Origin of the sequence: Enterobacter sichuanensis (assembly GCF_009036245.1) — a bacterium.
Taxonomy (GTDB): domain Bacteria; phylum Pseudomonadota; class Gammaproteobacteria; order Enterobacterales; family Enterobacteriaceae; genus Enterobacter; species Enterobacter sichuanensis.
The window spans coordinates 3,494,506-3,516,735 of the sequence record NZ_CP027986.1; the positions used below are offsets into that span (position 1 = coordinate 3,494,506).

20 protein-coding genes are annotated in these 22,230 nt (G+C 56.5%); 4 read left to right on the top strand and 16 right to left on the bottom strand.

What is annotated here, in order from left to right; genetic code table 11:
- Positions 1 to 9: 9 nt before the first annotated feature.
- On the bottom strand, positions 10 to 1,263 hold the full coding sequence (gene glyA / locus C1N69_RS16790; RefSeq protein WP_025757663.1) for a serine hydroxymethyltransferase: 1,254 nt from the start codon (positions 1,261 to 1,263) through the stop codon (positions 10 to 12).
- A gap of 304 nt (positions 1,264 to 1,567) precedes the next feature.
- Between glyA and hmpA the strand changes: the two genes are divergently transcribed.
- Positions 1,568 to 2,758 (top strand): NO-inducible flavohemoprotein, encoded by a 1,191-nt coding sequence (hmpA, locus tag C1N69_RS16795; RefSeq protein ID WP_155031567.1) that lies wholly within the window; start codon positions 1,568 to 1,570, stop codon positions 2,756 to 2,758.
- Positions 2,759 to 2,821: 63 nt separating this feature from the next.
- On the opposite strand, the gene glnB is transcribed toward hmpA, so the two are convergent.
- The 5 genes from glnB to purL form a co-directional block, all read right to left on the bottom strand.
- On the bottom strand, positions 2,822 to 3,160 hold the full coding sequence (glnB, locus tag C1N69_RS16800; protein ID WP_003860685.1) for a nitrogen regulatory protein P-II: 339 nt from the start codon (positions 3,158 to 3,160) through the stop codon (positions 2,822 to 2,824).
- Positions 3,161 to 3,225: 65 nt separating this feature from the next.
- Positions 3,226 to 4,563 carry a two-component system response regulator GlrR gene (glrR, locus tag C1N69_RS16805; RefSeq protein ID WP_008502167.1) on the bottom strand — a complete coding sequence of 446 codons (1,338 nt, stop codon included), beginning with the start codon at positions 4,561 to 4,563 and terminating at the stop codon, positions 3,226 to 3,228.
- Positions 4,550 to 5,287 carry a two-component system QseEF-associated lipoprotein QseG gene (gene qseG, locus C1N69_RS16810; RefSeq protein WP_025757659.1) on the bottom strand — a complete coding sequence of 246 codons (738 nt, stop codon included), beginning with the start codon at positions 5,285 to 5,287 and terminating at the stop codon, positions 4,550 to 4,552. The genes glrR and qseG overlap by 14 nt, the downstream gene beginning before the upstream one ends.
- Position 5,288: 1 nt before the next feature.
- Positions 5,289 to 6,716: a two component system sensor histidine kinase QseE/GlrK gene (gene qseE, locus C1N69_RS16815; protein ID WP_025757658.1), complete on the bottom strand. Its 1,428-nt coding sequence runs from the start codon at positions 6,714 to 6,716 to the stop codon at positions 5,289 to 5,291.
- A 532-nt stretch (positions 6,717 to 7,248) separates the two neighbouring features.
- Entirely contained in the window at positions 7,249 to 11,136 is a 3,888-nt protein-coding gene (gene purL / locus C1N69_RS16820) for a phosphoribosylformylglycinamidine synthase (protein WP_155031568.1), read from the bottom strand.
- A 267-nt stretch (positions 11,137 to 11,403) separates the two neighbouring features.
- Here purL and mltF point away from each other — a divergent pair, with 267 nt between their 5' ends.
- Complete coding sequence (gene mltF / locus C1N69_RS16830) at positions 11,404 to 12,954, top strand: membrane-bound lytic murein transglycosylase MltF (protein WP_094918371.1); 1,551 nt, start codon at positions 11,404 to 11,406, stop codon at positions 12,952 to 12,954.
- On the opposite strand, the gene tadA is transcribed toward mltF, so the two are convergent.
- The 4 genes from tadA to murQ are packed head-to-tail and all read right to left on the bottom strand — an operon-like array spanning position 12,842 to position 16,311.
- Positions 12,842 to 13,381 carry a tRNA adenosine(34) deaminase TadA gene (tadA, locus tag C1N69_RS16835; RefSeq protein WP_032672482.1) on the bottom strand — a complete coding sequence of 180 codons (540 nt, stop codon included), beginning with the start codon at positions 13,379 to 13,381 and terminating at the stop codon, positions 12,842 to 12,844. The genes mltF and tadA overlap by 113 nt on opposite strands.
- 24 nt (positions 13,382 to 13,405) lie before the next feature.
- Positions 13,406 to 14,041 (bottom strand): phosphatidylglycerophosphatase C, encoded by a 636-nt coding sequence (gene yfhb / locus C1N69_RS16840; RefSeq protein ID WP_095441487.1) that lies wholly within the window; start codon positions 14,039 to 14,041, stop codon positions 13,406 to 13,408.
- A gap of 3 nt (positions 14,042 to 14,044) precedes the next feature.
- Positions 14,045 to 15,406, bottom strand: coding sequence for a PTS transporter subunit EIIC (locus tag C1N69_RS16845; protein WP_094918370.1), 1,362 nt, complete (start codon positions 15,404 to 15,406; stop codon positions 14,045 to 14,047).
- 11 nt (positions 15,407 to 15,417) lie between these two features.
- On the bottom strand, positions 15,418 to 16,311 hold the full coding sequence (gene murQ, locus C1N69_RS16850; protein WP_025757651.1) for an N-acetylmuramic acid 6-phosphate etherase: 894 nt from the start codon (positions 16,309 to 16,311) through the stop codon (positions 15,418 to 15,420).
- Between the two features lie 117 nt (positions 16,312 to 16,428).
- Here murQ and C1N69_RS16855 point away from each other — a divergent pair, with 117 nt between their 5' ends.
- Positions 16,429 to 17,277: a MurR/RpiR family transcriptional regulator gene (locus tag C1N69_RS16855; protein ID WP_025757650.1), complete on the top strand. Its 849-nt coding sequence runs from the start codon at positions 16,429 to 16,431 to the stop codon at positions 17,275 to 17,277.
- A gap of 46 nt (positions 17,278 to 17,323) precedes the next feature.
- On the top strand, positions 17,324 to 17,584 hold the full coding sequence (locus C1N69_RS16860) for a YfhL family 4Fe-4S dicluster ferredoxin (protein ID WP_025757648.1): 261 nt from the start codon (positions 17,324 to 17,326) through the stop codon (positions 17,582 to 17,584).
- On the opposite strand, the gene acpS is transcribed toward C1N69_RS16860, so the two are convergent.
- From acpS to lepB, 6 genes are all read right to left on the bottom strand, one after another.
- On the bottom strand, positions 17,581 to 17,961 hold the full coding sequence (gene acpS / locus C1N69_RS16865) for a holo-ACP synthase (protein ID WP_155031569.1): 381 nt from the start codon (positions 17,959 to 17,961) through the stop codon (positions 17,581 to 17,583). The genes C1N69_RS16860 and acpS overlap by 4 nt on opposite strands.
- On the bottom strand, positions 17,961 to 18,692 hold the full coding sequence (gene pdxJ, locus C1N69_RS16870) for a pyridoxine 5'-phosphate synthase (RefSeq protein ID WP_025757646.1): 732 nt from the start codon (positions 18,690 to 18,692) through the stop codon (positions 17,961 to 17,963). Before pdxJ ends, acpS begins: the two co-directional genes overlap by 1 nt.
- A 33-nt stretch (positions 18,693 to 18,725) precedes the next feature.
- Complete coding sequence (gene recO, locus C1N69_RS16875; protein WP_045284606.1) at positions 18,726 to 19,433, bottom strand: DNA repair protein RecO; 708 nt, start codon at positions 19,431 to 19,433, stop codon at positions 18,726 to 18,728.
- 17 nt (positions 19,434 to 19,450) lie between these two features.
- Positions 19,451 to 20,356, bottom strand: a complete 906-nt coding sequence (gene era, locus C1N69_RS16880) for a GTPase Era (RefSeq protein ID WP_025757643.1) — start codon at positions 20,354 to 20,356, stop codon at positions 19,451 to 19,453.
- Positions 20,353 to 21,033, bottom strand: a complete 681-nt coding sequence (gene rnc, locus C1N69_RS16885; protein WP_003860711.1) for a ribonuclease III — start codon at positions 21,031 to 21,033, stop codon at positions 20,353 to 20,355. Before rnc ends, era begins: the two co-directional genes overlap by 4 nt.
- A 222-nt stretch (positions 21,034 to 21,255) precedes the next feature.
- A complete protein-coding gene (gene lepB, locus C1N69_RS16890) occupies positions 21,256 to 22,230 on the bottom strand; it encodes a signal peptidase I (RefSeq protein ID WP_045284607.1) in 975 nt (324 codons plus the stop codon).

Genomic DNA, 22,230 nt, shown 5'->3' on the forward strand with positions numbered 1-22,230 from the left:
GCAGAGGAATTATGCGTATACCGGGAAGCGTGCGCAGATATCCAGCACTTTACCTTTGACGCGCTCGATAACCGCTTCGTCATTGATGTTGTCCAGAACGTCACACATCCAGCCAGCCAGCTCTTTCACTTCCGCTTCTTTGAAGCCGCGGCGAGTCACAGCCGGAGAACCGATACGGATACCGGAGGTCACAAACGGGCTCTTCGGATCGTTTGGCACGCTGTTTTTGTTCACGGTGATGTTGGCGCGGCCCAGGGCTGCGTCAGCTTCTTTACCGGTCAGGTTCTTATCAACCAGATCCAGCAGGAACAGGTGGTTTTCAGTACCGCCGGATACCACTTTGTAGCCACGGTTCAGGAACACTTCCACCATCGCTTTGGCGTTCTTAGCCACCTGCTGCTGGTAAACCTTGAACTCTGGCTCCATCGCTTCTTTCAGCGCGACCGCTTTCGCCGCGATAACGTGCATCAGCGGGCCGCCCTGCGCGCTTGGGAACACAGCGGAGTTCAGTTTTTTGTACAGCTCTTCATCACCGCCTTTCGCCAGGATCAGGCCACCGCGTGGACCTGCCAGGGTTTTGTGGGTGGTGGTGGTCACAACGTGAGCGTGTGGAACCGGGTTCGGGTAAACGCCCGCAGCAATCAGACCCGCAACGTGCGCCATGTCGACGAACAGGTAAGCACCGATGCTGTCTGCGATTTCACGCATTTTTGCCCAGTCAACGATACCGGAATAAGCAGAGAAACCGCCGATGATCATCTTCGGCTTGTGCTCTTTAGCCTGCTTAGCCATGTCTTCGTAGTCAATTTTACCGGACTCATCAATACCGTAAGGGATGATGTTGTACAGTTTGCCGGAGAAGTTAACCGGGGAGCCGTGAGTCAGGTGGCCGCCCTGCGCCAGGTTCATACCCAGAACGGTGTCGCCCGGCTGCAGCAGCGCGGTATAGACCGCGAAGTTAGCCTGAGAGCCAGAGTGCGGCTGAACGTTTGCGTAGTCAGCGCCAAAAAGTGCTTTCGCGCGGTCGATAGCCAGCTGCTCTACGATATCAACGTACTCGCAACCGCCGTAGTAGCGCTTGCCCGGGTAACCTTCAGCATATTTGTTGGTCAGCTGAGAACCCTGCGCCTGCATCACGCGCGGGCTGGTGTAGTTTTCGGAGGCGATCAGTTCGATGTGCTCTTCCTGACGTACTTTTTCCTGCTCCATAGCCTGCCACAGTTCGGCATCATAATCGGCAATGTTCATTTCACGCTTTAACATCCGCATCTCCTGACTCAGCTAACAAGTAAATTTTGGCCTGAAAAGGCAGTCCTGTTGGACGACGGGCAACAGTATAACTGATTAGTTCTGTGATAACAGGTCTTGACAAACGATTTTACGCAAACGTTTTCCTACCCGCCACGCAAGGGTTTGAGGAATAAAGATCTCGCGATTTCCAGCGGATTTCTTTTCAGGTTTGTGATGCATATTTTTCATCTTGCAAAGAACCATTTACAACGCAGGGGTATTTTTTATAAGATGCATTTAAAATACATCATTAAAGTGACATCAGAAGGACGCGCTCATGCTCGACGCTCAAACCATCGCTACCGTTAAAGCCACCATTCCCCTGCTGGTCGAAACCGGCCCCAAACTGACCGCCCATTTCTACGATCGCATGTTCACGCACAATCCGGAGCTCAAAGAGATTTTCAACATGAGCAACCAGCGTAATGGCGATCAGCGCGAAGCCCTGTTCAATGCCATTGCGGCCTACGCCAGCAACATTGAAAACCTGGCGGCGCTGCTGCCTGCGGTGGAGAAAATTGCGCAGAAACATACCAGCTTCCAGATCCAACCCGAGCAGTACAATATTGTGGGCGCTCACCTGCTGGCAACGCTGGACGAGATGTTCAGCCCGGGTCAGGAGGTTCTGGACGCGTGGGGCAAAGCCTACGGCGTGCTGGCCAATGTGTTTATCAACCGTGAAGCACAGATTTACAACGAAAACGCGAGTAAGAAAGGCGGCTGGGAAGGCACCCGCGCGTTCCGCATCGTTGAGAAAACGCCGCGCAGCGCTTTAATCACCAGCTTCGAATTTGAACCGGTAGACGGTCAGCCGGTGGCGGATTATCAGCCAGGGCAGTATCTGGGCGTATGGCTCAAGCCTGAAGGTTTCCCGCACCAGGAGATCCGCCAGTATTCCCTCACCCGCAAGCCCAACGGCAAAAGCTATCGCATTGCGGTGAAGCGCGAGGACGGCGGACAGGTATCCAGCTGGCTGCACAACGACGCTAACGTGGGTGACGTGGTCCACCTGGCCGCGCCGGCGGGCGACTTCTTTATGACCGTTGAGACGGCTACCCCGGTCACGCTGATCTCCGCTGGGGTGGGACAAACGCCAATGCTGGCGATGCTGGATACGCTGGCGGCGTCAAAACACGCTGCCCGAATAAACTGGTTCCATGCCGCCGAGAACGGTGACGTGCATGCGTTTGCTGATGAAGTGAAAACCCTGGCAGCGAGCCTGCCCCGCTTTACCGCCCACACCTGGTATCGCCAGCCAACGGAAGCCGACCGCGCGGCCGCTCGCTTTGACAGCGAAGGTCTGATGAATTTACGTCAGATGGAAGGGGCATTCAGCGCGCCAGATATGCAGTTCTACCTCTGCGGGCCGGTGGCGTTTATGCAGTATGCCGCGAAGCAGCTGGTCGAGCTGGGGATAAATAAAGACAACATTCATTACGAATGTTTCGGGCCGCATAAGGTGCTGTAATGCAAAAAGCCCCTCTTTAGAGGGGCTTTTTTTTCGCCGGATGAAACCCGGCCAGGCAACGTTTTAAATCGCCGCGTCGTCTTCTTCGCCGGTACGGATACGGATCACGCGCGCCACGTCAAAGACGAAGATTTTACCGTCGCCAATTTTGCCGGTCTGCGCCGTGCGGATAATGGTATCCACACAGGTGTCCACGATATCGTCGCTCACCACGATTTCAATTTTCACTTTCGGCAGAAAGTCCACCATGTACTCTGCGCCACGGTAAAGCTCGGTGTGGCCTTTCTGACGACCAAAACCTTTCACTTCCGTCACGGTCATCCCGGTGATGCCGACTTCCGCCAGCGCTTCACGTACATCATCCAGTTTGAAAGGTTTAATAATCGCATCAATCTTTTTCATGGTGGGTCCTTAAACTCTTGCCTGTAAGCTGCTTCGTAATCGGTTGCTCACAGTACCATACGGCATTACTCTTTAAAATCGTTTGCTTCCAGCTCATGGCGTGACAGCAGTTTATAAAACTCGGTGCGGTTGCGTCCGGCCATGCGCGCCGCGTGGGTCACGTTGCCTTTGGTGATCTGCAATAGCTTGCGCAGATAGTTCAACTCGAACTGATTCCGCGCTTCGGCAAAGGTCGGCAGCGCCGTGTTTTCCCCTTCCAGTGCCTGCTCCACCAGCGCGTCGCTGATCACCGGTGACGAGGTCAGCGCCACGCACTGCTCAATCACGTTGACCAACTGACGCACGTTACCCGGCCAACTGGCGGCCATCAGCCGCTTCATCGCATCGGTGGAAAACGCGCGCACGAAGGGTTTGTGACGATCGGCCGCCTGACGCAAAAGATGATTCGCCAGCAGCGGAATGTCTTCCGCTCGCTCGGCCAGTGCGGGGATCTTCAGATTGACCACGTTCAGACGGTAGTAGAGATCTTCACGAAACTCGTTGCGGGCCATCACCTTCGGCAAATCCCGGTGCGTGGCGGAAATAATACGCACATTAATGTCGATGTCGCGGTTGCTGCCCAGCGGGCGAACTTTCCGCTCCTGCAACACGCGCAGCAGTTTGACCTGCAGCGGCGCGGGCATGTCACCAATCTCGTCGAGGAAAAGGGTGCCACCTTCCGCCGCCTGAAACAGCCCTTCCCGGCTACTGACCGCGCCGGTGAATGCGCCGCGGGCATGGCCAAACAGTTCAGATTCGAGCAGCTGTTCCGGGAGCGCGCCACAGTTGATCGCAATAAAGGCATTTTTGCTGCGCGGGCTGGCGTTATGGATCGCCTGCGCCAGGATCTCTTTCCCGGTTCCGCTCTGGCCGTTAATCAGCACGCTGACGTCTGACTGTGCCACCATTCGGGCCTGTTCGAGCAAACGCAGCATAATCGGACTGCGGGTGACGATAGACTCCCGCCACGCTTCATCCCCCGCCGGAGCGGCATGTTCCAGCGCGCTGTCGATCGCCTTATAAAGCGCGTCTTTGTCCACCGGCTTGGTCAGGAAGCTGAATACCCCCTGCTGGGTCGCCGCAACCGCATCCGGGATCGAGCCGTGCGCCGTCAGGATAATCACGGGCATACCCGGTTGCTGCTTCTGGATCTCCGCGAACAGCTGCATGCCGTCCATTTCGTCCATCCGCAGGTCGCTTATCACCAGATCAATTTTCTCGCGGCTGAGAATTTTCAGCCCCTCGATCCCGCTTTCCGCGGTCACCACGCTGTAGCCTTCACTCACCAGACGCATCCCCAGGAGCTTTAACAGCCCGGGATCGTCATCCACCAGTAAGAGATGGGCTGGTTTACGGCTCGTCATGCTTCACATCCTCTTGTTTCGGCGTATCGCTGTCCGGTACAGCGGATGAACTTCCCGGCTGATATTTACGCGACGAGAGCTGTCTTTCGATATCGGTCAGGTTTTCCAGCTTACGTGTCGTGGTATCCAGTTGCGTACGCAAATGCTGCTGCTGCTGACGCAACGTATCAAGCTCGCTGTCGGTGGACTGCTGCAACTTACTGTAGCGGGAGCGCTCTTCAGACAGCTGAAGTTGTAATGTCTGCCCATCACGCCAGAGCTGGTATACCGGGCGCACCTGTCCCGGCAGGTTGACCACCAGGGTGTCCAGTCGGGTCACGTTGGCGCGGCGTTCAACGGGGGTGATTTTGGCATCAGCCAGTAAAATGCCGCGCTTGAAAGCGTCCTGCCAGGTGTCGTCATCCAGCATCGCCGCTTTCGAGCGGGCCTCAACCGGCGCAAGACGCTGGGCGCAATCTATACCACGCAGCCAGAACAGCGGGTTGCTTTCGACGTCGTGGCCTGACAGGTTCCAGATATCGTCGCAGCGGGTTGAGAGAAAATCTGCCAGCTGGTTATCTGGCCATTTATCTTCTTGTTTACCGCTAATCGCACTTTGCGGCACATGAGAAACACAGCCTGCCAGCACTAAACAGGGCAAGCCCAGGCGAAACGTGTTGCGGGAAAACACCGCGCGTATGGCGCGGAAAAAGACGTGTGACATACTCACCAGACATAGATTCATTTTATTGATTTTTCCGGCTCAGGGGCAGTTCGATACGGAAGCAAACATCGGAACGTGCGTCCGTGGCAATGTTTAGCTCACCCTGCATGCGTCGTATACAGTCCCGGGCGATGCTTAAGCCCAGACCGCTGCCTTTCACCGCGCCTTTCCGCTGATGACTTCCCTGGAAAAAGGGTTCGAAGATCATGGTTTTTTCGTCATCAGGGATCGGGGTGCCGGTATTTGCGACGTCAATAAACACCCGTGAACCATTCGTATAGCTTCGGATATAAATGTTACCGGATTCAGTACCATAGTGCACCGCATTGGAGTAAAGATTATCCAGAACGCTCATCAGCAGCATGGGTTCAGCCAGGCACGCCGGCGCATTAAGTTCTACGTCGGTATGCATCATTTTAGCTCTTGCTGGCAAGCTATGGGCGGAGATCACCATATCCACCAGCGGCTCAATCTCCACATCTTCCAGTACAACCGCCCCATCCGCCAGCTTGCGGTTGTAATCCAGCAACTGCTCAATCAGCTTTTGCAGATTGCGGCTGCTGTTATCCAGGATCTCGACAATTTCTTTCTGTTCAGAAGTGAGGGGCCCTGCCACTTCGTCCGCCAGCAGCTCAGTCCCTTCACGCATGCTGGCGAGCGGCGTTTTAAGCTCATGAGAGATATGGCGCAGGAACTGATGACGCTGTGATTCAAGCCACGCCAGGCGCTCGGACAGCCAGATAATGCGCTGGCCCACGGAGCGTAGCTCACGCGGGCCTTTAAAGGCGACCGTATCCCCAAGCGATTTCCCCTCCCCGAGGCGGTTGATCATACGCTGGATGCCCTTTACCGGGCCGATGATCATGCGGGTAAAGAGCAGTACCAACCCAAGACTCACCAGGAATAGCACCAGCGCCTGCCAGCCAAAAAACTGGCCGCGCTCGGCAATCTCCTGCTGGAGTTGCTGGCCGCGAGAGAAAATGACCGTGCGCGTTGACTGCACCATCTCGGTGTTGGCGGTGGCAAAGGCTTCAAGACGTGCGGCGGCGGCGGCATCCGGCCCGCTATTGTGGCACTGCAGCTGAGCAAGATCGTTCAAATCCTGACGTAACGCCTGATACAGCTTGTCATCAGGCAGTACCCCCGCGTGCGCGTCCAGCATTTCGCTGTAGCGTTTACGCTGACTCTGATAAACCTTTTCCAGGGTCCGATCGTCAAGCACGCAATACTGGCGGTAGCTTCGCTCCATCTCCAGCGCGGCGTTGGTCATCGCCTCGCTGCGTCGGGCGTCGATGAGCGTCGTACGGTTGGTCAATGCCGCCTGCGCACTCAGCGCGTTCAGACTTTGCCAGGCCTGCCAGGCCAGGATTAGCAGCGGCAGCAGGATCAGCAGGAAGGCCATCATGACGAGCTGTCGCAGGGAGCGGGGAAAAACGGGCCAGCGTTTCAACGCATTACTCTCTTAATGGGGGTTTACGCAGAGCGTAACTGAGTCTGCCCTTCAGATACAACAAAGCCGGGTAAAAACCCGGCTTTGTCATGGAATGAGGCGGTGCCTAACTCGACGTTTCGCCCTGGCCTGATAAAGCATCGCTATGATCAGTAGTTGGACGGCAGGCACCTTTTTGTGCGTCATTCGAAGTTTATGTAGCACGTCCCGAAGGGGCTGACATAAGAAGGTGAATGAGCCACTGGTTAATATTATGCAACACCCGTGCCAGAATGCAAAACAAAAAATTAACACATTGAAATATATGAATTTTACTCAATTAGCCCGTTCGTTATCGGTTGAATAATTTCCAGGCTAAGTGTCGCCATTAAGCAACACCCTAACAGGAACCTTTCCTGTCATATATAAATCAACAAGTTAGATGTCTCCATTTAGAGACACCCCGATACGAGGATTGTCGCGATTTTGCGACAGGCACAAAAAAGCCCGGTAGCGCTCACGCTTACCGGGCCTGCAGGGAGTACGCTAAAACTTAACCCAGTTGTTTACGCGCATTGCGGAAGATACGCATCCACGGGCTGTCCTCGCCCCAGTTTTCCGGGTGCCAGGAGTTGCTCACGGTACGGAACACGCGCTCCGGGTGCGGCATCATGATGGTTGCACGGCCGCTCTCGCTGGTCACCGCCGTAATGCCGTTGACGGAACCGTTCGGGTTAGCCGGGTAGGTTTCCGTGACCTTGCCGAAGTTATCGACAAAGCGCAGCGCCACCAGGCCTTTGCTTTCAAGCTGGGCCAGATGCGCGGCATCACGCACTTCGACCTGACCTTCACCGTGGGAAACGGCGATTGGCATCTGCGAACCGACCATCCCCTGCAGCAGCAGAGACGGGCTCTGGGTCACTTCAACCAGGCTGAAGCGCGCTTCGAAGCGGTCAGACTGGTTACGCACAAAGCGCGGCCAGGCTTCACTTCCCGGAATCAGCTCACGCAGGTTAGACATCATCTGGCAGCCATTACACACGCCCAGCGCCAGGGTTTGCGGACGGTGGAAGAAGGTTTCGAACTCGTCACGCACGCGGCTGTTGAAGAGAATGGACTTCGCCCAACCCTCACCCGCGCCCAGCACGTCGCCGTAAGAGAAGCCGCCACACGCTACCAGCGCCTGGAAATCTGCCAGACCGGTGCGGCCCGCCAGCAGGTCGCTCATATGAACGTCGATAGCATCAAAGCCCGCACGGTGGAAGGCAGCGGCCATCTCAACGTGGGAGTTAACGCCCTGCTCGCGCAGCACGGCCACTTTTGGACGCGCCCCCGTCGCAATATACGGCGCAGCGATGTCTTCGTTAATGTCGAAAGAGAGCTTCACGTTCAGGCCTGGATCCTGGTCATTGGCTTTCGCGTTATGCTCCTGATCGGCGCATTCCGGGTTATCACGCAGGCGCTGCATCTGCCAGGTGGTTTCCGCCCACCACATACGCAGCGTGGTGCGGCTCTCGCTGAACACGGCGTGACCGTCTGCTTCAATGACGAAGCGGTCGCCCTGAACGGCTTTACCGAGATAGTGCACGCAGTCTGCCAGGCCGTGCTGCGCAAGGAGGGCTTCAACGGCGTCGCGATCTGCCGCACGCACCTGAATCACAGCACCCAGCTCTTCGTTGAACAGCGCCGCCAGATGGTCTTCGCCCAGCGTTGCGATGTTCGCTTCAACGCCACAGTGACCGGTAAAGGCCATCTCCGCCAGGGTGACCAGCAGGCCGCCGTCGGAACGGTCGTGGTAGGCCAGCAGCTTGCGCTGTGCCACCAGCGCCTGGATGGCATCATAGAAACCTTTCAACTGCGCCACGTCGCGCACGTCGGCAGGTTTATCGCCCAGCTGACGGTAAACCTGCGCCAGCGCGGTGGCACCCAGCGCGTTATGCCCTTTACCCAGGTCAATCAGCAGCAGGGCGTTGTCTTCGGTCAGGAGCTGTGGCGTCACGGTATGACGCACGTCTTCCACGCGCGCAAACGCGGAGATGATGAGCGACAGCGGAGAGGTGATCTCGCGCTGCTCGTTGCCTTCCTGCCAGCGGGTCTTCATCGACATGGAGTCTTTACCCACCGGAATGGTCAGCCCCAGCGCAGGACAGAGCTCTTCACCCACCGCTTTTACGGCTTCATACAGGCCCGCGTCTTCACCCGGGTGACCGGCTGCGGCCATCCAGTTTGCGGACAGTTTAATGCGTTTGATATCGCCAATCTGGGTCGCGGCAATGTTAGTCAGAGCTTCACCAACGGCCAGACGGGCAGAGGCGGCGAAGTCCAGCAGCGCTACCGGCGTACGTTCGCCCAGCGCCATCGCTTCACCGTAGTAACTGTCGAGGCTTGCGGTGGTCACGGCGCAGTTCGCCACCGGGATCTGCCACGGCCCCACCATCTGATCGCGTGAGACCATACCGGTCACGGTACGGTCGCCGATGGTCACCAGGAAGGTTTTCTCAGCGACAGCCGGCAGGTGCAGGACGCGATTAACCGCTTCCGCCACGGTGATGCCCTGACGATCCAGCGCTTTGCCCGCCGCTTTACGGGTCTGCACGTCGCGGGTCATCTTCGGTGTTTTACCGAGCAGCACATCCAGCGGCAGATCGATCGGCTGGTTGTCGAAATGGGTGTCGCTCAGGGTCAGGTGCTTCTCTTCGGTTGCTTCACCGATGACGGCATACGGCGCACGCTCGCGGCGGCACAGCTCGTCAAACAGTGGCAGCTGATCTGCGGCAACCGCCAGAACATAACGTTCCTGAGATTCGTTACACCAGATTTCCAGCGGGCTCATCCCCGGCTCGTCGCTCAGGATATCGCGCAGGTTGAAACGACCGCCGCGACCGCCGTCGCTGACCAGCTCCGGCATGGCGTTAGAGAGACCGCCCGCGCCAACGTCATGAATAAAGAGGATCGGGTTCGCGTCGCCCAGCTGCCAGCAGCGGTCGATCACTTCCTGACAGCGGCGCTCCATTTCCGGGTTGTCGCGCTGAACGGACGCAAAGTCGAGATCCGCGTCAGACTGACCGGAGGTCATTGAAGAGGCCGCACCGCCGCCCAGGCCGATGTTCATCGCCGGGCCACCGAGCACGATCAGCTTCGCGCCAACGACGATCTCGCCTTTCTGCACGTGATCGGCACGAATGTTGCCGATCCCGCCCGCCAGCATGATCGGTTTATGGTAGCCACGCAGCTCTTCGCCGTTGTGGCTCTCCACTTTCTCTTCATAGGTACGGAAGTAACCGTTCAGGGCCGGACGACCAAATTCGTTGTTAAACGCCGCACCGCCCAGAGGGCCGTCGGTCATGATATCCAGCGCGGTAACGATGCGCTCCGGCTTGCCGAAATTTTCTTCCCACGGCTGCTCGAAGCCCGGAATACGGAGGTTGGAAACGGAGAAACCGACCAGACCCGCTTTTGGTTTAGCACCGCGACCGGTCGCCCCTTCATCACGAATTTCACCGCCGGAACCGGTCGCCGCTCCCGGCCACGGGGAAATCGCCGTCGGGTGGTTATGGGTTTCCACTTTCATCAGGATATGCGCAGGCTCCTGATGGAAGTCATAGCGCCCTGCTTCGCGATCGGCGAAGAAGCGGCCCACCTCGGAACCTTCCATCACCGCGGCGTTGTCTTTGTAGGCAGACAGCACGTGGTCAGGGGTTTTCTCCATGGTGTTTTTAATCATTTTGAACAGCGACTTAGGCTGCTGTTCGCCGTCGATAATCCAGTCGGCATTGAAAATCTTATGGCGGCAGTGCTCAGAGTTCGCCTGCGCGAACATGTAGAGTTCGATGTCATTCGGGTTGCGGTTGAGCTTAACAAACGCATCCTGCAGGTAGTCGATTTCATCTTCTGCCAGTGCCAGGCCGAGACGCAGGTTGGCGTCAATCAGCGCCTGACGGCCCTGCCCCAGCAGGTCAACGCTCTGTACCGGCGCAGGCTGATGGTGGGAGAAGAGCTTCTGCGCGTCATCGAGAGAGGCAAACACGCTCTCCATCATGCGATCGTGCAGTTCAGCCGCAACCGCCTGCCACTGTGCGTCGCTCAGGGTTGACGCTTCCACATAGTACGCCACGCCGCGTTCCAGACGGTTAATCTGGCTCAGACCACAGTTGTGGGCGATGTCGGTGGCTTTGGAAGACCAGGGGGAGATGGTGCCCGGACGAGGCGTCGCAAGGATCAGTTTGCCGGTTGGCGTATGGCTGCTCAGGCTTGGGCCATACTTGAGCAGGCGTTCCAGCTGTACGCGCTCCTCTGCATTCAGGGGGGCATTCAGGTCAGCAAAATGGACATACTCAGCGTAAATATTGCTTACCGGAAGGTCGGCCGCCTGAAAACGTGCCAGCAGTTTGTTAATACGGAAGGCAGACAGTGCAGGCGAACCACGCAGAATTTCCATCATAAGTCTCTCGTCTTCGAAGCGCCGGGGCGCTTACAGTGTGCGCAAGGGGGGAAAACGGGCGTCATTATAGAGAATCCTGAGCGCCGACGAAACCGTTTGCGTCGAAATAAAATCGACGTCGCCTTTTAACAATAGTTGTGACCTGTCTCTCTAATTGGTTGCCAAGTGGCGCAAGTTTACGCAAAATGCCGCTCATTCAATGGCAAACCTTATTGTTAACATGGCTACAGCAGACTGAGGCAACCGGCGTCGCAGAGAATTAACTAATTGAAAAAATTAAAGATTAATTATCTGCTCATCGGCATTGTGACGTTGCTGCTGGCAGTGGCCCTCTGGCCTTCCATCCCCTGGTTCGGTAAAGCCGAAAACCGTATCGCCGCCATTCAGGAGCGGGGGGAACTCCGCGTCAGTACCCTCAACTCTCCGCTGATTTACAGCGACATCAACGGCAAAATCATTGGTCTGGATTACGAACTGGCGCAACAGTTCGCCGATTATCTTGGCGTGAAGCTTAAAATTACCGTCCGTCAGAATATCAACCAGCTGTTTGATGACCTCGACAACGACGATGCCGACATCCTCGCCGCCGGGCTGGTGTATAACAGCGAGCGCAGCAAGAACTATCAGCCGGGCCCGACCTACTACTCCGTTTCGCAACAGCTTGTCTATCGTGTCGGGAGCCAGCGTCCGCGCTCGCTGGCGACTATTAACGATCGACAGCTGACGATTGCCCCAGGCCATGTGGTGATTGACGATCTGCGCGAACTCAAGGAGAAGAAATACCCGGACCTGAGCTGGACGGTGGAGGCGAAACTCGGCACGACGGAGCTGCTGGAGCAGGTTAAAGATCAGAAAGTGCCGTACACCATCGCCGATTCGGTCGCGATCAGCCTTTTCCAGCGCGTGCATCCTGAAATCGCCGTGGCGCTGGACGTCACCGACGAACAGCCTGTCACCTGGTTTACCCAGCTCGACAACGACCAGACCCTCTCTGCCGCGATGCTCGATTTCTTCAACACCATCAATGAAGACGGTACCCTGGCGCGTCTCGAAGAGAAGTACCTCGGCCATGGTGATGACTTTGACTACGTTGACACCCGCAGTTTCCTGCGCGCGGTAGACAGCGTCCTGCCGGACCTGCAGCCGCTGTTCGAAAAATACGCCCAGGAAATTGACTGGAAACTGCTGGCGGCTATTTCGTATCAGGAATCCCACTGGGATACCCAGGCCACGTCTCCGACTGGCGTACGTGGTTTGATGATGTTAACCAAAAATACCGCGCTGAGCCTGGGGGTGAATGACCGTACCGATGCCGAGCAGAGCATCAGCGGCGGCGCGCGCTACCTGCAGGATATGATGGCTAAAGTACCGGAAACGGTGCCGGAAGAAGAGCGGATCTGGTTTGCGCTGGCGGCTTACAATATGGGCTACGCGCATATGCTGGATGCACGTACGTTGACGGCGAAAACCAAAGGTAACCCCGACAGCTGGTCAGACGTAAAACAGCGCCTGCCGCTGCTGAGCCAGAAGCCCTGGTATAACAAGCTGACATACGGCTACGCGCGCGGCCATGAAGCGTACGCCTACGTGGAAAATATCCGTAAATATCAGATTAGCCTGGTCGGATATCTGCTGGAGAAAGAGAAAGAGGCAACAGAGGCAAAACAGCTGGCAGAAAGTTACCCGGTCGTGGCGCCGGACGAGCTTAATCGTCCGAGCGCTTCAATTCTGCCTTTTGTTGCTTTTTCTGCTGACGGCGCATTCGAAAGAAATCGCTTAATAGCGCCGAACACGCTGGTGCAAGTACCCCACCGATAGTCTTCACCTGGTGGTTCATTCCAGGATGACCCAGCACGTCCATCAGTGAACCGGCCGCACCGGTTTTTTCATCCCGCGCGCCAAAGACCAGGGTACCGATCCGGCTGTGCACCATCGCACCGGAACACATTACGCACGGCTCAAGCGTGACATACAGCGTGGTATCAAGCAGACGATAGTTTTGCAGCACCAGACCGCCCTGGCGAAGCGCCATGATTTCGGCATGAGCGGTCGGATCGTGGCGTCCAATCGGGCGGTTCCACCCTTCGCCAATCACCTGATTGTTGTGAACTAGCACGGCGCCCACGGGCACTTCGCCTTCGTCCCAGGCACGCTGCGCGAGCGTAAGCGCGTGGCGCATCCAGTATTCATGACTGTATTCAGGGTTTGGCAACGGTTGATACTCCACTCGAAAAGCGGGCGGCATTATACACACCCCTTATGGATAAGACTATTCGAGTTGCTGAAGTTCGCCCGCAGGAGTGACGCGCCAGCGATGCTGGCAGAAATAGAGCAGCGGGTTGTCCTGTTTGCTGTCGCTGTAGCCGCTGTACAGGCGCAGCGGCGTACCGATGCGTTTCTCCAGTTGCACCACTTTTTCATGCCCCAGACAGCGCATGGTCAGCACCCAGCCGCCGTAACCCCGCGCTACTTGCGTGGCGATAAGGTTGACGCGGGGAAGCCAGGGGGTATCAAAATAGACCTGCTCCACCAGCGTCTGCGGCGAGCCGGTAATCAGCCAGATGTCGGCATCGTTGGCGTCGAGGTAACCGGTGAGGCGCGCCTGTACGACAGGAAACGCGGCGACATGGCCGCGAAACCAGTGGGCAAAATCCTGCTCAAGCTGTTTGAGCCGCGCTTCGCTGTGGCCAAACGTGCATCCCCAGAGCAGCAGGCTCATCGGCCATCGCGCGGCACGACCTTTCACCAGCAGCGCGATACCGATCACCGGTAAGAGCGGTAATACGAGCAGCGCATTCAAAGGCTGACGCCGCAGCAGGTAACGCATAAACGTGCCAAACATATCCTGCTGATGCAGCGTTCCATCCAGGTCAAAAAAGACAATGCGACGCGCGTGCTTTGCCAAACCTTACTCCTCTGGGTCGTTGAAGCCTAACAGCCAGGTAAACAGGAACCCGGCGATCACCGCTACTAAATAGCCTAACAGATAGAGCATGACTTTTCCGGTGACGATGGTTAACGCCAGCGGTAAACCGGAAAGTCCAAAGGTGATCACGGTGGCGACTTTCCAGTAGCTGATCAGCGCCCCGCCTACCGCACCGCCCAGACATGCAGCAAGGAACGGTTTACCCAGCGGCAGCGTGACGCCAAAAATCAGCGGTTCGCCAATACCGAGCAGTCCGACCGGAAGAGCGCCTTTAATCACTTTTTTCAGACGTGCATTGCGGGTTTTCATCAGTACGGCAATCGCCGCGCCGACCTGCCCTACCCCCGCCATCGACAGAATAGGCAGCAGCGCGTTATAACCGTGCGCCTGAACCAGCTCGACGTGGATCGGTACCAGCCCCTGATGCAGGCCGGTCAGTACCAGCGGCAGGAAGGTACCTGACAGCACCGCCCCCACTAACAGGCCGCCACGGTCAATCGCCAGCGACGCACCGTGGGCAATGGCTTCAGAGATCCACCCGCCTAACGGCTGGAGAGCCACTACCGCGACGCTACCGGTAATGAGCGTGGTTAGCAGCGGGTTCAGGATAAGCTCGATGGAGCCCGGCAGAACCGCGCGAAGCCTTTTCTCGATCCAGCACATCAGGATGACCACCAGCAGCACCGCAATCACCCCGCCGCGCCCCGGCTGCAGCGCCTCACCGAACAGGGTTATCTGCGCCAGCTGCGGGCTGGACAAGATCCCCGCCATCACCCCACCCATGGCCAGCGAGCCGCCAAACACCTTCGCGGTATTGACCCCGACCAGAATGTTCATGATGGCAAACACCGCGCTGCCAAAGATCCCAAGGATACCCAACAGGTTTGGATACTGCGTGGCGAAATCCCCCACAATATCCGGTCGCTTGAGGATATTGATGATCCCGGTGATCAGGCCCGAGGCAATAAACGCCGGGATCAGCGGAATAAAGACGTTTGCCAGCTGTCGCAGCGCATCGCTCATGGGGGCTTTGTATTTGGCCTTCGCCTGCGCTTTGGTGCGTTCAGCATCGTCCATCGACACGCTCGCCCCACCGCCCATCAGCGCACGCATGGCATCAACAACCTGCGCCGCTTTTCCCGGCCCGACGATAAGCTGATGTTGCTCACCCTGTTTTACGTAGCCGCTGACGCCGGAGAGTTGCTTCAGACGCGGCACATCAAGCTGGTCGTCGTTATGCACCTCGACGCGCACGCGCGTCATGCAGTTTTCGAGACGCTGAATATTTTGTTCCCCACCAATCCCCTGCAGGATATCGCTGGCGAGCGCTGCTGTTTTGTCCATACACGCCTCTGTTAGTTTTCTAGTGCCGCCCGTAAGAAGCCATGATGCGCGTCGAGTCGGGCTCTCGCCGCCGCCGCATCCAGCCCGCTTAAGATCATCAGAATGGCCGGTTTAACGTCATGATCGGTCTGTTTGAGGACCGCTTCAGCTTCTTCACGGCTGGCGCCCGTCGCTTCCATCACCATGCGACAGGCTCTGTCCACCAGCTTGACGTTGGTGGCCTGCATATCCACCATCAGGTTCTGATACACCTTGCCAAATTTCACCATCGCGCCGGTGGAGATCATATTGAGCACCAGCTTTTGCGCGGTCCCGGATTTCAGGCGTGTGGATCCGGTGAGCGCTTCCGGCCCAACCACCGGCGAGATGGCGATAGCCGCCACCTGGGCAATCGGTGAGCCCGGATTACAGGAGATGGCCACCGTCGTGCAGCCAGTCTGGTTAGCGTACTCCAGACCGCCAATGACGTATGGCGTGCGCCCGGAGGCCGCCAGCCCGACCACCAGATCCTGCGCTGTCAGGTTCAGCGCCTTCAGATCATCCTCCCCCAACTGTTTATTATCTTCCGCCCCTTCAACGGCTTTCAGCAGCGCACCAGGTCCCCCGGCGATCAACCCGACCACCAGGCCGTGCGGCACCCCAAAGGTCGGTGGACACTCAGAGGCATCCAGCACCCCAAGACGTCCGCTGGTACCCGCGCCCATGTAAATAATGCGTCCACCGGCCTTGAGGGCTTCCGCCGCCGCATCGACCGCTTTCGCCACCTCAGGCAATGTCTCTTTCACTGCCTGCGCGACCAGCGTATCCTGTTGATTAAAGCGGTTAACCAGCTCCAGTGTGGAGAGAGCATCCAGATCCATGGTTTGCGGGTTACGGGTTTCTGAAACAAGTGAGCCCAGATTCATTTTTGTACCTCTAGAATTTTTAATTCATAATAATCTCACTATAATGGAATATAAAATTCATTCAGGCGAGCACTATTCGTATTTGCGCAGACAATCACATTTTCGCCAGGAGAACCTATGAACTGTTTAATTCGCATTCGCCAGCGTTATGCAGGCTTTGCTCAAAGCGACAAAAAGCTGGCGGATTTTCTGCTTTCTCAACCCGATCGCGCGCGCCATCTCAGCTCGCAGCAGCTGGCGAGCGAAGCCGGGGTGAGCCAGTCGAGCGTGGTGAAATTTGCCCAGAAGATTGGTTTTAAGGGGTTCCCTGCCCTCAAACTGGCGATCAGTGAAGCGCTGGCAAGCAACCCCAACCCGCAGTCTATGCCGGTGCATAATCAGATCCGCGGTGATGATCCGATGCGGCTGGTGGGCGAAAAGCTGATCAAGGAGAACGTCGCAGCAATGCATGCGACGCTTGACGTGAATACCGAAGAGAAGTTGCTGGAGAGCGTGGCGATGCTGCGTGGCGCACGGCGTATCATACTGACCGGCATCGGCGCGTCCGGACTGGTGGCGCGTAACTTTGGCTGGAAGCTGACAAAAATTGGGCTTAACGCCATCGTCGAGCAGGATATGCACGCCCTGCTGGCGACCGTACAGGCGATGGATCCTGACGATCTGCTGCTGGCGATCTCCTATTCCGGCGAGCGCCGTGAAATCAATATGGCCACCGATGAAGCCCTGCGCGTCGGCGGTAAAATTCTGGCGATTACCGGTTTTACGCCAAATGCCCTGCAGCAACGGGCTACGCGCTGTTTATATACCATTGCAGAAGAACAGGCCACGCGCAGCGCCGCGATCTCCTCGACGAGTGCGCAAATGATGTTGACCGACCTGCTGTTTATGGCGCTGGTGCAACAGGATCTGGAGCATGCGCCAGATCGTATTCGTCACAGTGAAGAACTGGTAAAGAAACTGGTTTGACGCGTATAATGCCCGCCCAGTTTGTGTTGTTTCTGAGAATTTCCCGATGGCGCTGTTAATTACCAAAAAATGCATCAATTGCGATATGTGCGAACCGGAGTGTCCGAACCAGGCCATTTCGATGGGCGACAGCATTTATGAGATTAACAGCGACCGCTGCACGGAGTGCGTCGGCCACTATGAAACGCCGACCTGTCAGAAAGTGTGCCCGATCCCGAATACCATCCTGAAGGATCCGGCACACGTTGAGAGCGAAGAGCAGTTATGGGATAAGTTTGTTCTGATGCACCATGCGGACAAACTCTAGCTTTCAATAATCACCGTCGCGCAGGCATAGTGCCGTTCATCGGCAAGCGTCACGTGCATGTGATTCACGCCCAGCCTTTCTGCCAGCTTTTGCGCCTCGCCCCATAAACGCAGGCGTGGCTTACCCAGCTCATCGTTAAACACTTCAAACTGGTTAAACGCCAGACCATTACGAATGCCGGTTCCGAAGGCTTTAGCGGCGGCCTCTTTGACCGCAAAGCGCTTCGCCAGAAAACGCACCGGCTGCTGATGCGCTTCCCAGCTAGCCCATTCGTTATCGCTCAGCACGCGTCTTGCGAGGCGATCGCCACTACGGGCGATCACCGCTTCAATGCGGGCTATTTCAACGATATCGGTGCCTAAGCCCAGAATGGCCATTACTGACGCGCTTCCAGCATCAGGCGTTTCATTTCTGAGACCGCCTCTTTCAGGCCGCTCATCACCGCACGGCCAATGATCGCATGGCCGATATTCAGCTCATGCATTTCAGGCAGGGCGGCAATGGCTTTCACGTTGTGGTAGGTCAGACCGTGTCCGGCGTTAACCTTCAGCCCCAGGCTCGCGGCGTAAGTCGCGGCTTTTGCGATACGCTCCAGTTCTTTGGCCTGCTCTTCATCGTTTTTGGCATCAGCGTAGCAGCCAGTGTGAATTTCGATATACGGCGCACCCACGTCGGCCGCCGCTTTAATCTGGGTGAAATCGGCGTCAATAAAGAGAGACACCAGGATACCGGCATCCGCCAGGCGTTTGCAGGCATCGCGCATTTTATCGAGCTGGCCGGCAACATCCAGACCGCCTTCGGTCGTCACTTCCTGACGCTTTTCAGGCACCAGGCAGCAGAAATGCGGCTGGGTTTCGCAGGCAATGGTCAGCATCTCTTCGGTGACCGCCATCTCCAGATTCATGCGGGTATCCAGCGTCTGACGCAGAATGCGCACGTCGCGGTCAGTAATATGGCGGCGATCTTCACGCAGGTGAACGGTAATGCCGTCGGCGCCAGCCTGTTCAGCGATAAACGCCGCCTGAACCGGATCGGGATACGCCGTGCCGCGCGCATTACGCAGTGTGGCGATGTGATCAATGTTGACGCCTAACAATAATTCAGCCATGACAATCCTCGGTTTTCTTTTCGATTCTGTGGTCTAACGTTTCGGCATAAACTGCCTGAATAATTCGCGGCTCTTTAAGGGCTTGCCGCCAAGATACGGCTTGAGCGCAATCCGGGTAAAGCGTTTTGCTGCGCGCAGGGTGTCCTGGTCGGGAAACTCACGCTCATACAGCGCCCGGAGCTGGCGTCCGGTAAAGGTATTGTTATCAATCACGACGCTGGCGATAAACCCTTTTTCTTCGCGATAGCGATAGGTCATCGTCTCATCAACCTCTTCCCCACTGCCCGCACAATGAAGAAAATCAACACCGTAGCCCAGGTGGCCCAGCAGGGCCAGTTCAAAACGACGCAGGGCGGGTTCAGGCGAGCCGGTTGCGCCAGCCAGGGCCTGGATACAGTGCAGATAATCGAAAAACAGTTCAGAGAAGCGCGTCTCATGTTCCAGAACTCGTGAGATGAGTTCATTGACGTACAGACCGCTATAGAGTGTGATACCGGAAAGGGGGAGCGCCAGGGAGACGGCTTCGGCACTACGCAGGGTTTTCACTTCCCCACGCCCGCCAAAGCGAACCAGCAGCGGCGTGAAAGGCTGTAAGGCGCCTTTCAGATTAGAACGTTTCGAACGTGCGCCTTTGGCAACAAGGCGCACACGACCCGACTCTTCCGTGAAGACGTCCAGCATAAGGCTGGTTTCGCTCCAGGGACGACTATGAAGGACAAAGGCACGCTGCCATCCATCCATATGCTCGTCGTCTTAGGTTACTGGTCTTCGCCGTAACCGAGGCTGCGCAGAGCACGCTCATCATCGGCCCAGCCAGATTTCACTTTCACCCACAGTTCGAGGTGAACCGGCGCTTCGAACATCTCCTGCATATCTTTACGGGCTTCAATGCCGATGGTTTTGATCTTGGCGCCTTTGTTGCCGATCACCATCTTCTTCTGCCCTTCACGCTCAACGAGGATCAGGCCATTGATGTCGTAGCCGCCACGCTCGTTGCTCTGGAAACGCTCGATCTCCACCGTCACAGAGTACGGCAGTTCAGCGCCCAGGAAACGCATCAGCTTTTCACGGATGATTTCAGACGCCATAAAGCGCTGAGAACGGTCGGTGATGTAGTCTTCCGGGAAGTGGTGAATCGCTTCCGGCAGGTGCTTACGCACAATACCCGCGATGGTATCCACGTTCAGGCCGGTCTCAGCGGACAGCGGAACGATGTCGAGGAAGTTCATCTGGCTGCCCAGCCACTGCAGATGCGGCAGCAGGTCGGCCTTTTCCTGCACGTTGTCAACTTTGTTGACCGCGAGGATGACCGGCGTTTTGCCGTCACGCAGCTTGTTCAGCACCATCTCGTCGTCCGGCGTCCAGCGGGTCCCTTCAACAACGAAAATCACCAGCTCTACGTCGCCAATGGAGCTGCTCGCCGCCTTGTTCATCAGACGGTTGATGGCACGCTTCTCTTCCATATGCAGGCCAGGGGTATCGACGTAGATCGCCTGATACGCGCCTTCCGTATGGATGCCCACGATGCGGTGACGCGTGGTCTGCGCCTTACGCGAGGTAATGGAAATCTTCTGCCCGAGCAGATTATTTAACAGGGTGGATTTGCCAACGTTCGGACGTCCGACGATAGCAATAAATCCGCAATAGGTTTTATCGATGCTCATTCCAGCTCCAGCATTTTTAACGCCTGTTCGGCGGCAGCCTGTTCAGCCTTACGGCGGCTTGAACCTGTGCCCACCACCGGTTCACTCAGGCCACTGACCTGGCAATGGATGGTAAATTCCTGATCGTGCGCTTCGCCACGAACCTGCACCACCAGATACGATGGCAGCGGCAGATGACGACCCTGCAAATATTCCTGCAGACGCGTTTTCGGATCTTTTTGTTTATCGCCCGGGCTGATTTCGTCCAGGCGGGTCTGATACCAGTTGAGGATCAGCTTTTCTACGGTCTGGATATCGCTGTCCAGGAACACACCACCAATTAATGCTTCGACCGTATCGGCAAGAATAGATTCACGACGGAAGCCGCCGCTTTTCAGTTCACCCGGCCCAAGACGCAGACATTCGCCCAGTTCAAATTCACGCGCGATTTCCGCAAGGGTATTACCCCGAACCAGCGTGGCACGCATGCGGCTCATATCACCTTCATCCACTCGCGGGAAACGATGATAAAGCGCATTCGCAATCACGAAACTTAAAATAGAGTCGCCTAAAAACTCGAGACGCTCATTATGTTTGCTGCTGGCACTGCGGTGGGTTAATGCCTGTTGCAACAACTCCTGATGATGAAAAGTGTAGCCCAGCTTCCGTTGAAGCCGATTAATTACGATGGGGTTCATGCGATACCAATAAATGAATGCGTCAAAAATGCAGCACACGAAACCGACCTGAGAAAACCAACGCGGTTTCGTGTGCCGTGGCACCCTTGCAGGGCCAACCTTAAACTTCGGGGGAATATTCTATACACAACGACAGGGGATGTCGTTAGTTCGAAGAGATTTATCGTGGAAATAATTCACGTAGCCGCGAAATAACGCGGCTACGTGTTCTTTTAATGCGAATTAATGGATTCCGCCAATACGATTCAGGCGTACGCCGGTCGGCCATTCGCCTTCCTGCTTCTCAAAACTCATCCAGATCGCGGTTGCTTTACCAACCAGATTCGCTTCCGGCACAAAGCCCCAGTAACGGCTGTCCGCAGAGTTATCGCGGTTATCACCCATCATGAAGTAATGTCCAGGCGGTACGATCCAGCTCGCCAGCTGCTGGCCTGGCTGTTTGTAATACATACCCAGCTGATCCTGCGCGATCGGCACAGTGAGGATGCGATGAGTCACATCCCCCAGCGTCTCTTTGCGTTCAACCAGACGGATACCGTCCTCTTTGGTTTCGCCTTTCGGGACCTGGAAGAACCCGCTGGTCGCTTCACCGCCGTTACGACGGGCAAAAGTCTGCACAAAATCGCTTGGCTCAACGTTGGAGTAGGTGATTGGCAGCGCATTTTCGCACGCGGTACCGGAGCTGCAGCCAGGCTGAACGGTGACTTCCTTCGCAACCGGATCGTAGGTCACTTTATCACCCGGCAGACCTACCGCGCGCTTGATGTAGTCCAGGCGCGGATCTTCCGGATATTTGAACACCACGATGTCGCCGCGTTTCGGATGACCGGTTTCGATCAGCGTTTTCTGGTAGATAGGATCTTTAATGCCGTAGGCAAACTTCTCTACCAGAATAAAATCGCCAATCAGCAGCGTTGGCATCATGGAACCGGATGGGATCTGGAACGGCTCGTAAATAAACGAACGTACCACCAGCACAATCGCCAGCACCGGAAAGACCGAGGCGCCTGTTTCCAGCCAGCCCGGTTTCGGGCCAACTTTTTTCAGGGTTTTCGCGTCAATCCCATCGCCAGTGGCTGCCTGCGCGGCAGCCTGACGTTCGCGACGTTTTGGGGCGAAGATAAACTTATCCAGACACCACAACAGACCTGTCACCAGGGTAGCAATGACCAGGATCAGGGCAAACATGTTCGCCAT

Coding starts and splice junctions, on each gene's coding strand:
- glyA (WP_025757663.1), bottom strand. CDS start 1,263: ATGTTAAAGCGTGAAATGAACATTGCCGATTATGATGCCGAACTGTGG.
- hmpA (WP_155031567.1), top strand. CDS start 1,568: ATGCTCGACGCTCAAACCATCGCTACCGTTAAAGCCACCATTCCCCTG.
- glnB (WP_003860685.1), bottom strand. CDS start 3,160: ATGAAAAAGATTGATGCGATTATTAAACCTTTCAAACTGGATGATGTA.
- glrR (WP_008502167.1), bottom strand. CDS start 4,563: ATGACGAGCCGTAAACCAGCCCATCTCTTACTGGTGGATGACGATCCC.
- qseG (WP_025757659.1), bottom strand. CDS start 5,287: ATGAATCTATGTCTGGTGAGTATGTCACACGTCTTTTTCCGCGCCATA.
- purL (WP_155031568.1), bottom strand. CDS start 11,136: ATGATGGAAATTCTGCGTGGTTCGCCTGCACTGTCTGCCTTCCGTATT.
- tadA (WP_032672482.1), bottom strand. CDS start 13,381: ATGCCGCCCGCTTTTCGAGTGGAGTATCAACCGTTGCCAAACCCTGAA.
- C1N69_RS16845 (WP_094918370.1), bottom strand. CDS start 15,406: ATGGACAAAACAGCAGCGCTCGCCAGCGATATCCTGCAGGGGATTGGT.
- murQ (WP_025757651.1), bottom strand. CDS start 16,311: ATGAATCTGGGCTCACTTGTTTCAGAAACCCGTAACCCGCAAACCATG.
- C1N69_RS16855 (WP_025757650.1), top strand. CDS start 16,429: ATGAACTGTTTAATTCGCATTCGCCAGCGTTATGCAGGCTTTGCTCAA.
- C1N69_RS16860 (WP_025757648.1), top strand. CDS start 17,324: ATGGCGCTGTTAATTACCAAAAAATGCATCAATTGCGATATGTGCGAA.
- acpS (WP_155031569.1), bottom strand. CDS start 17,961: ATGGCCATTCTGGGCTTAGGCACCGATATCGTTGAAATAGCCCGCATT.
- pdxJ (WP_025757646.1), bottom strand. CDS start 18,692: ATGGCTGAATTATTGTTAGGCGTCAACATTGATCACATCGCCACACTG.
- recO (WP_045284606.1), bottom strand. CDS start 19,433: ATGGATGGATGGCAGCGTGCCTTTGTCCTTCATAGTCGTCCCTGGAGC.
- era (WP_025757643.1), bottom strand. CDS start 20,356: ATGAGCATCGATAAAACCTATTGCGGATTTATTGCTATCGTCGGACGT.
- rnc (WP_003860711.1), bottom strand. CDS start 21,033: ATGAACCCCATCGTAATTAATCGGCTTCAACGGAAGCTGGGCTACACT.
- lepB (WP_045284607.1), bottom strand. CDS start 22,230: ATGGCGAACATGTTTGCCCTGATCCTGGTCATTGCTACCCTGGTGACA.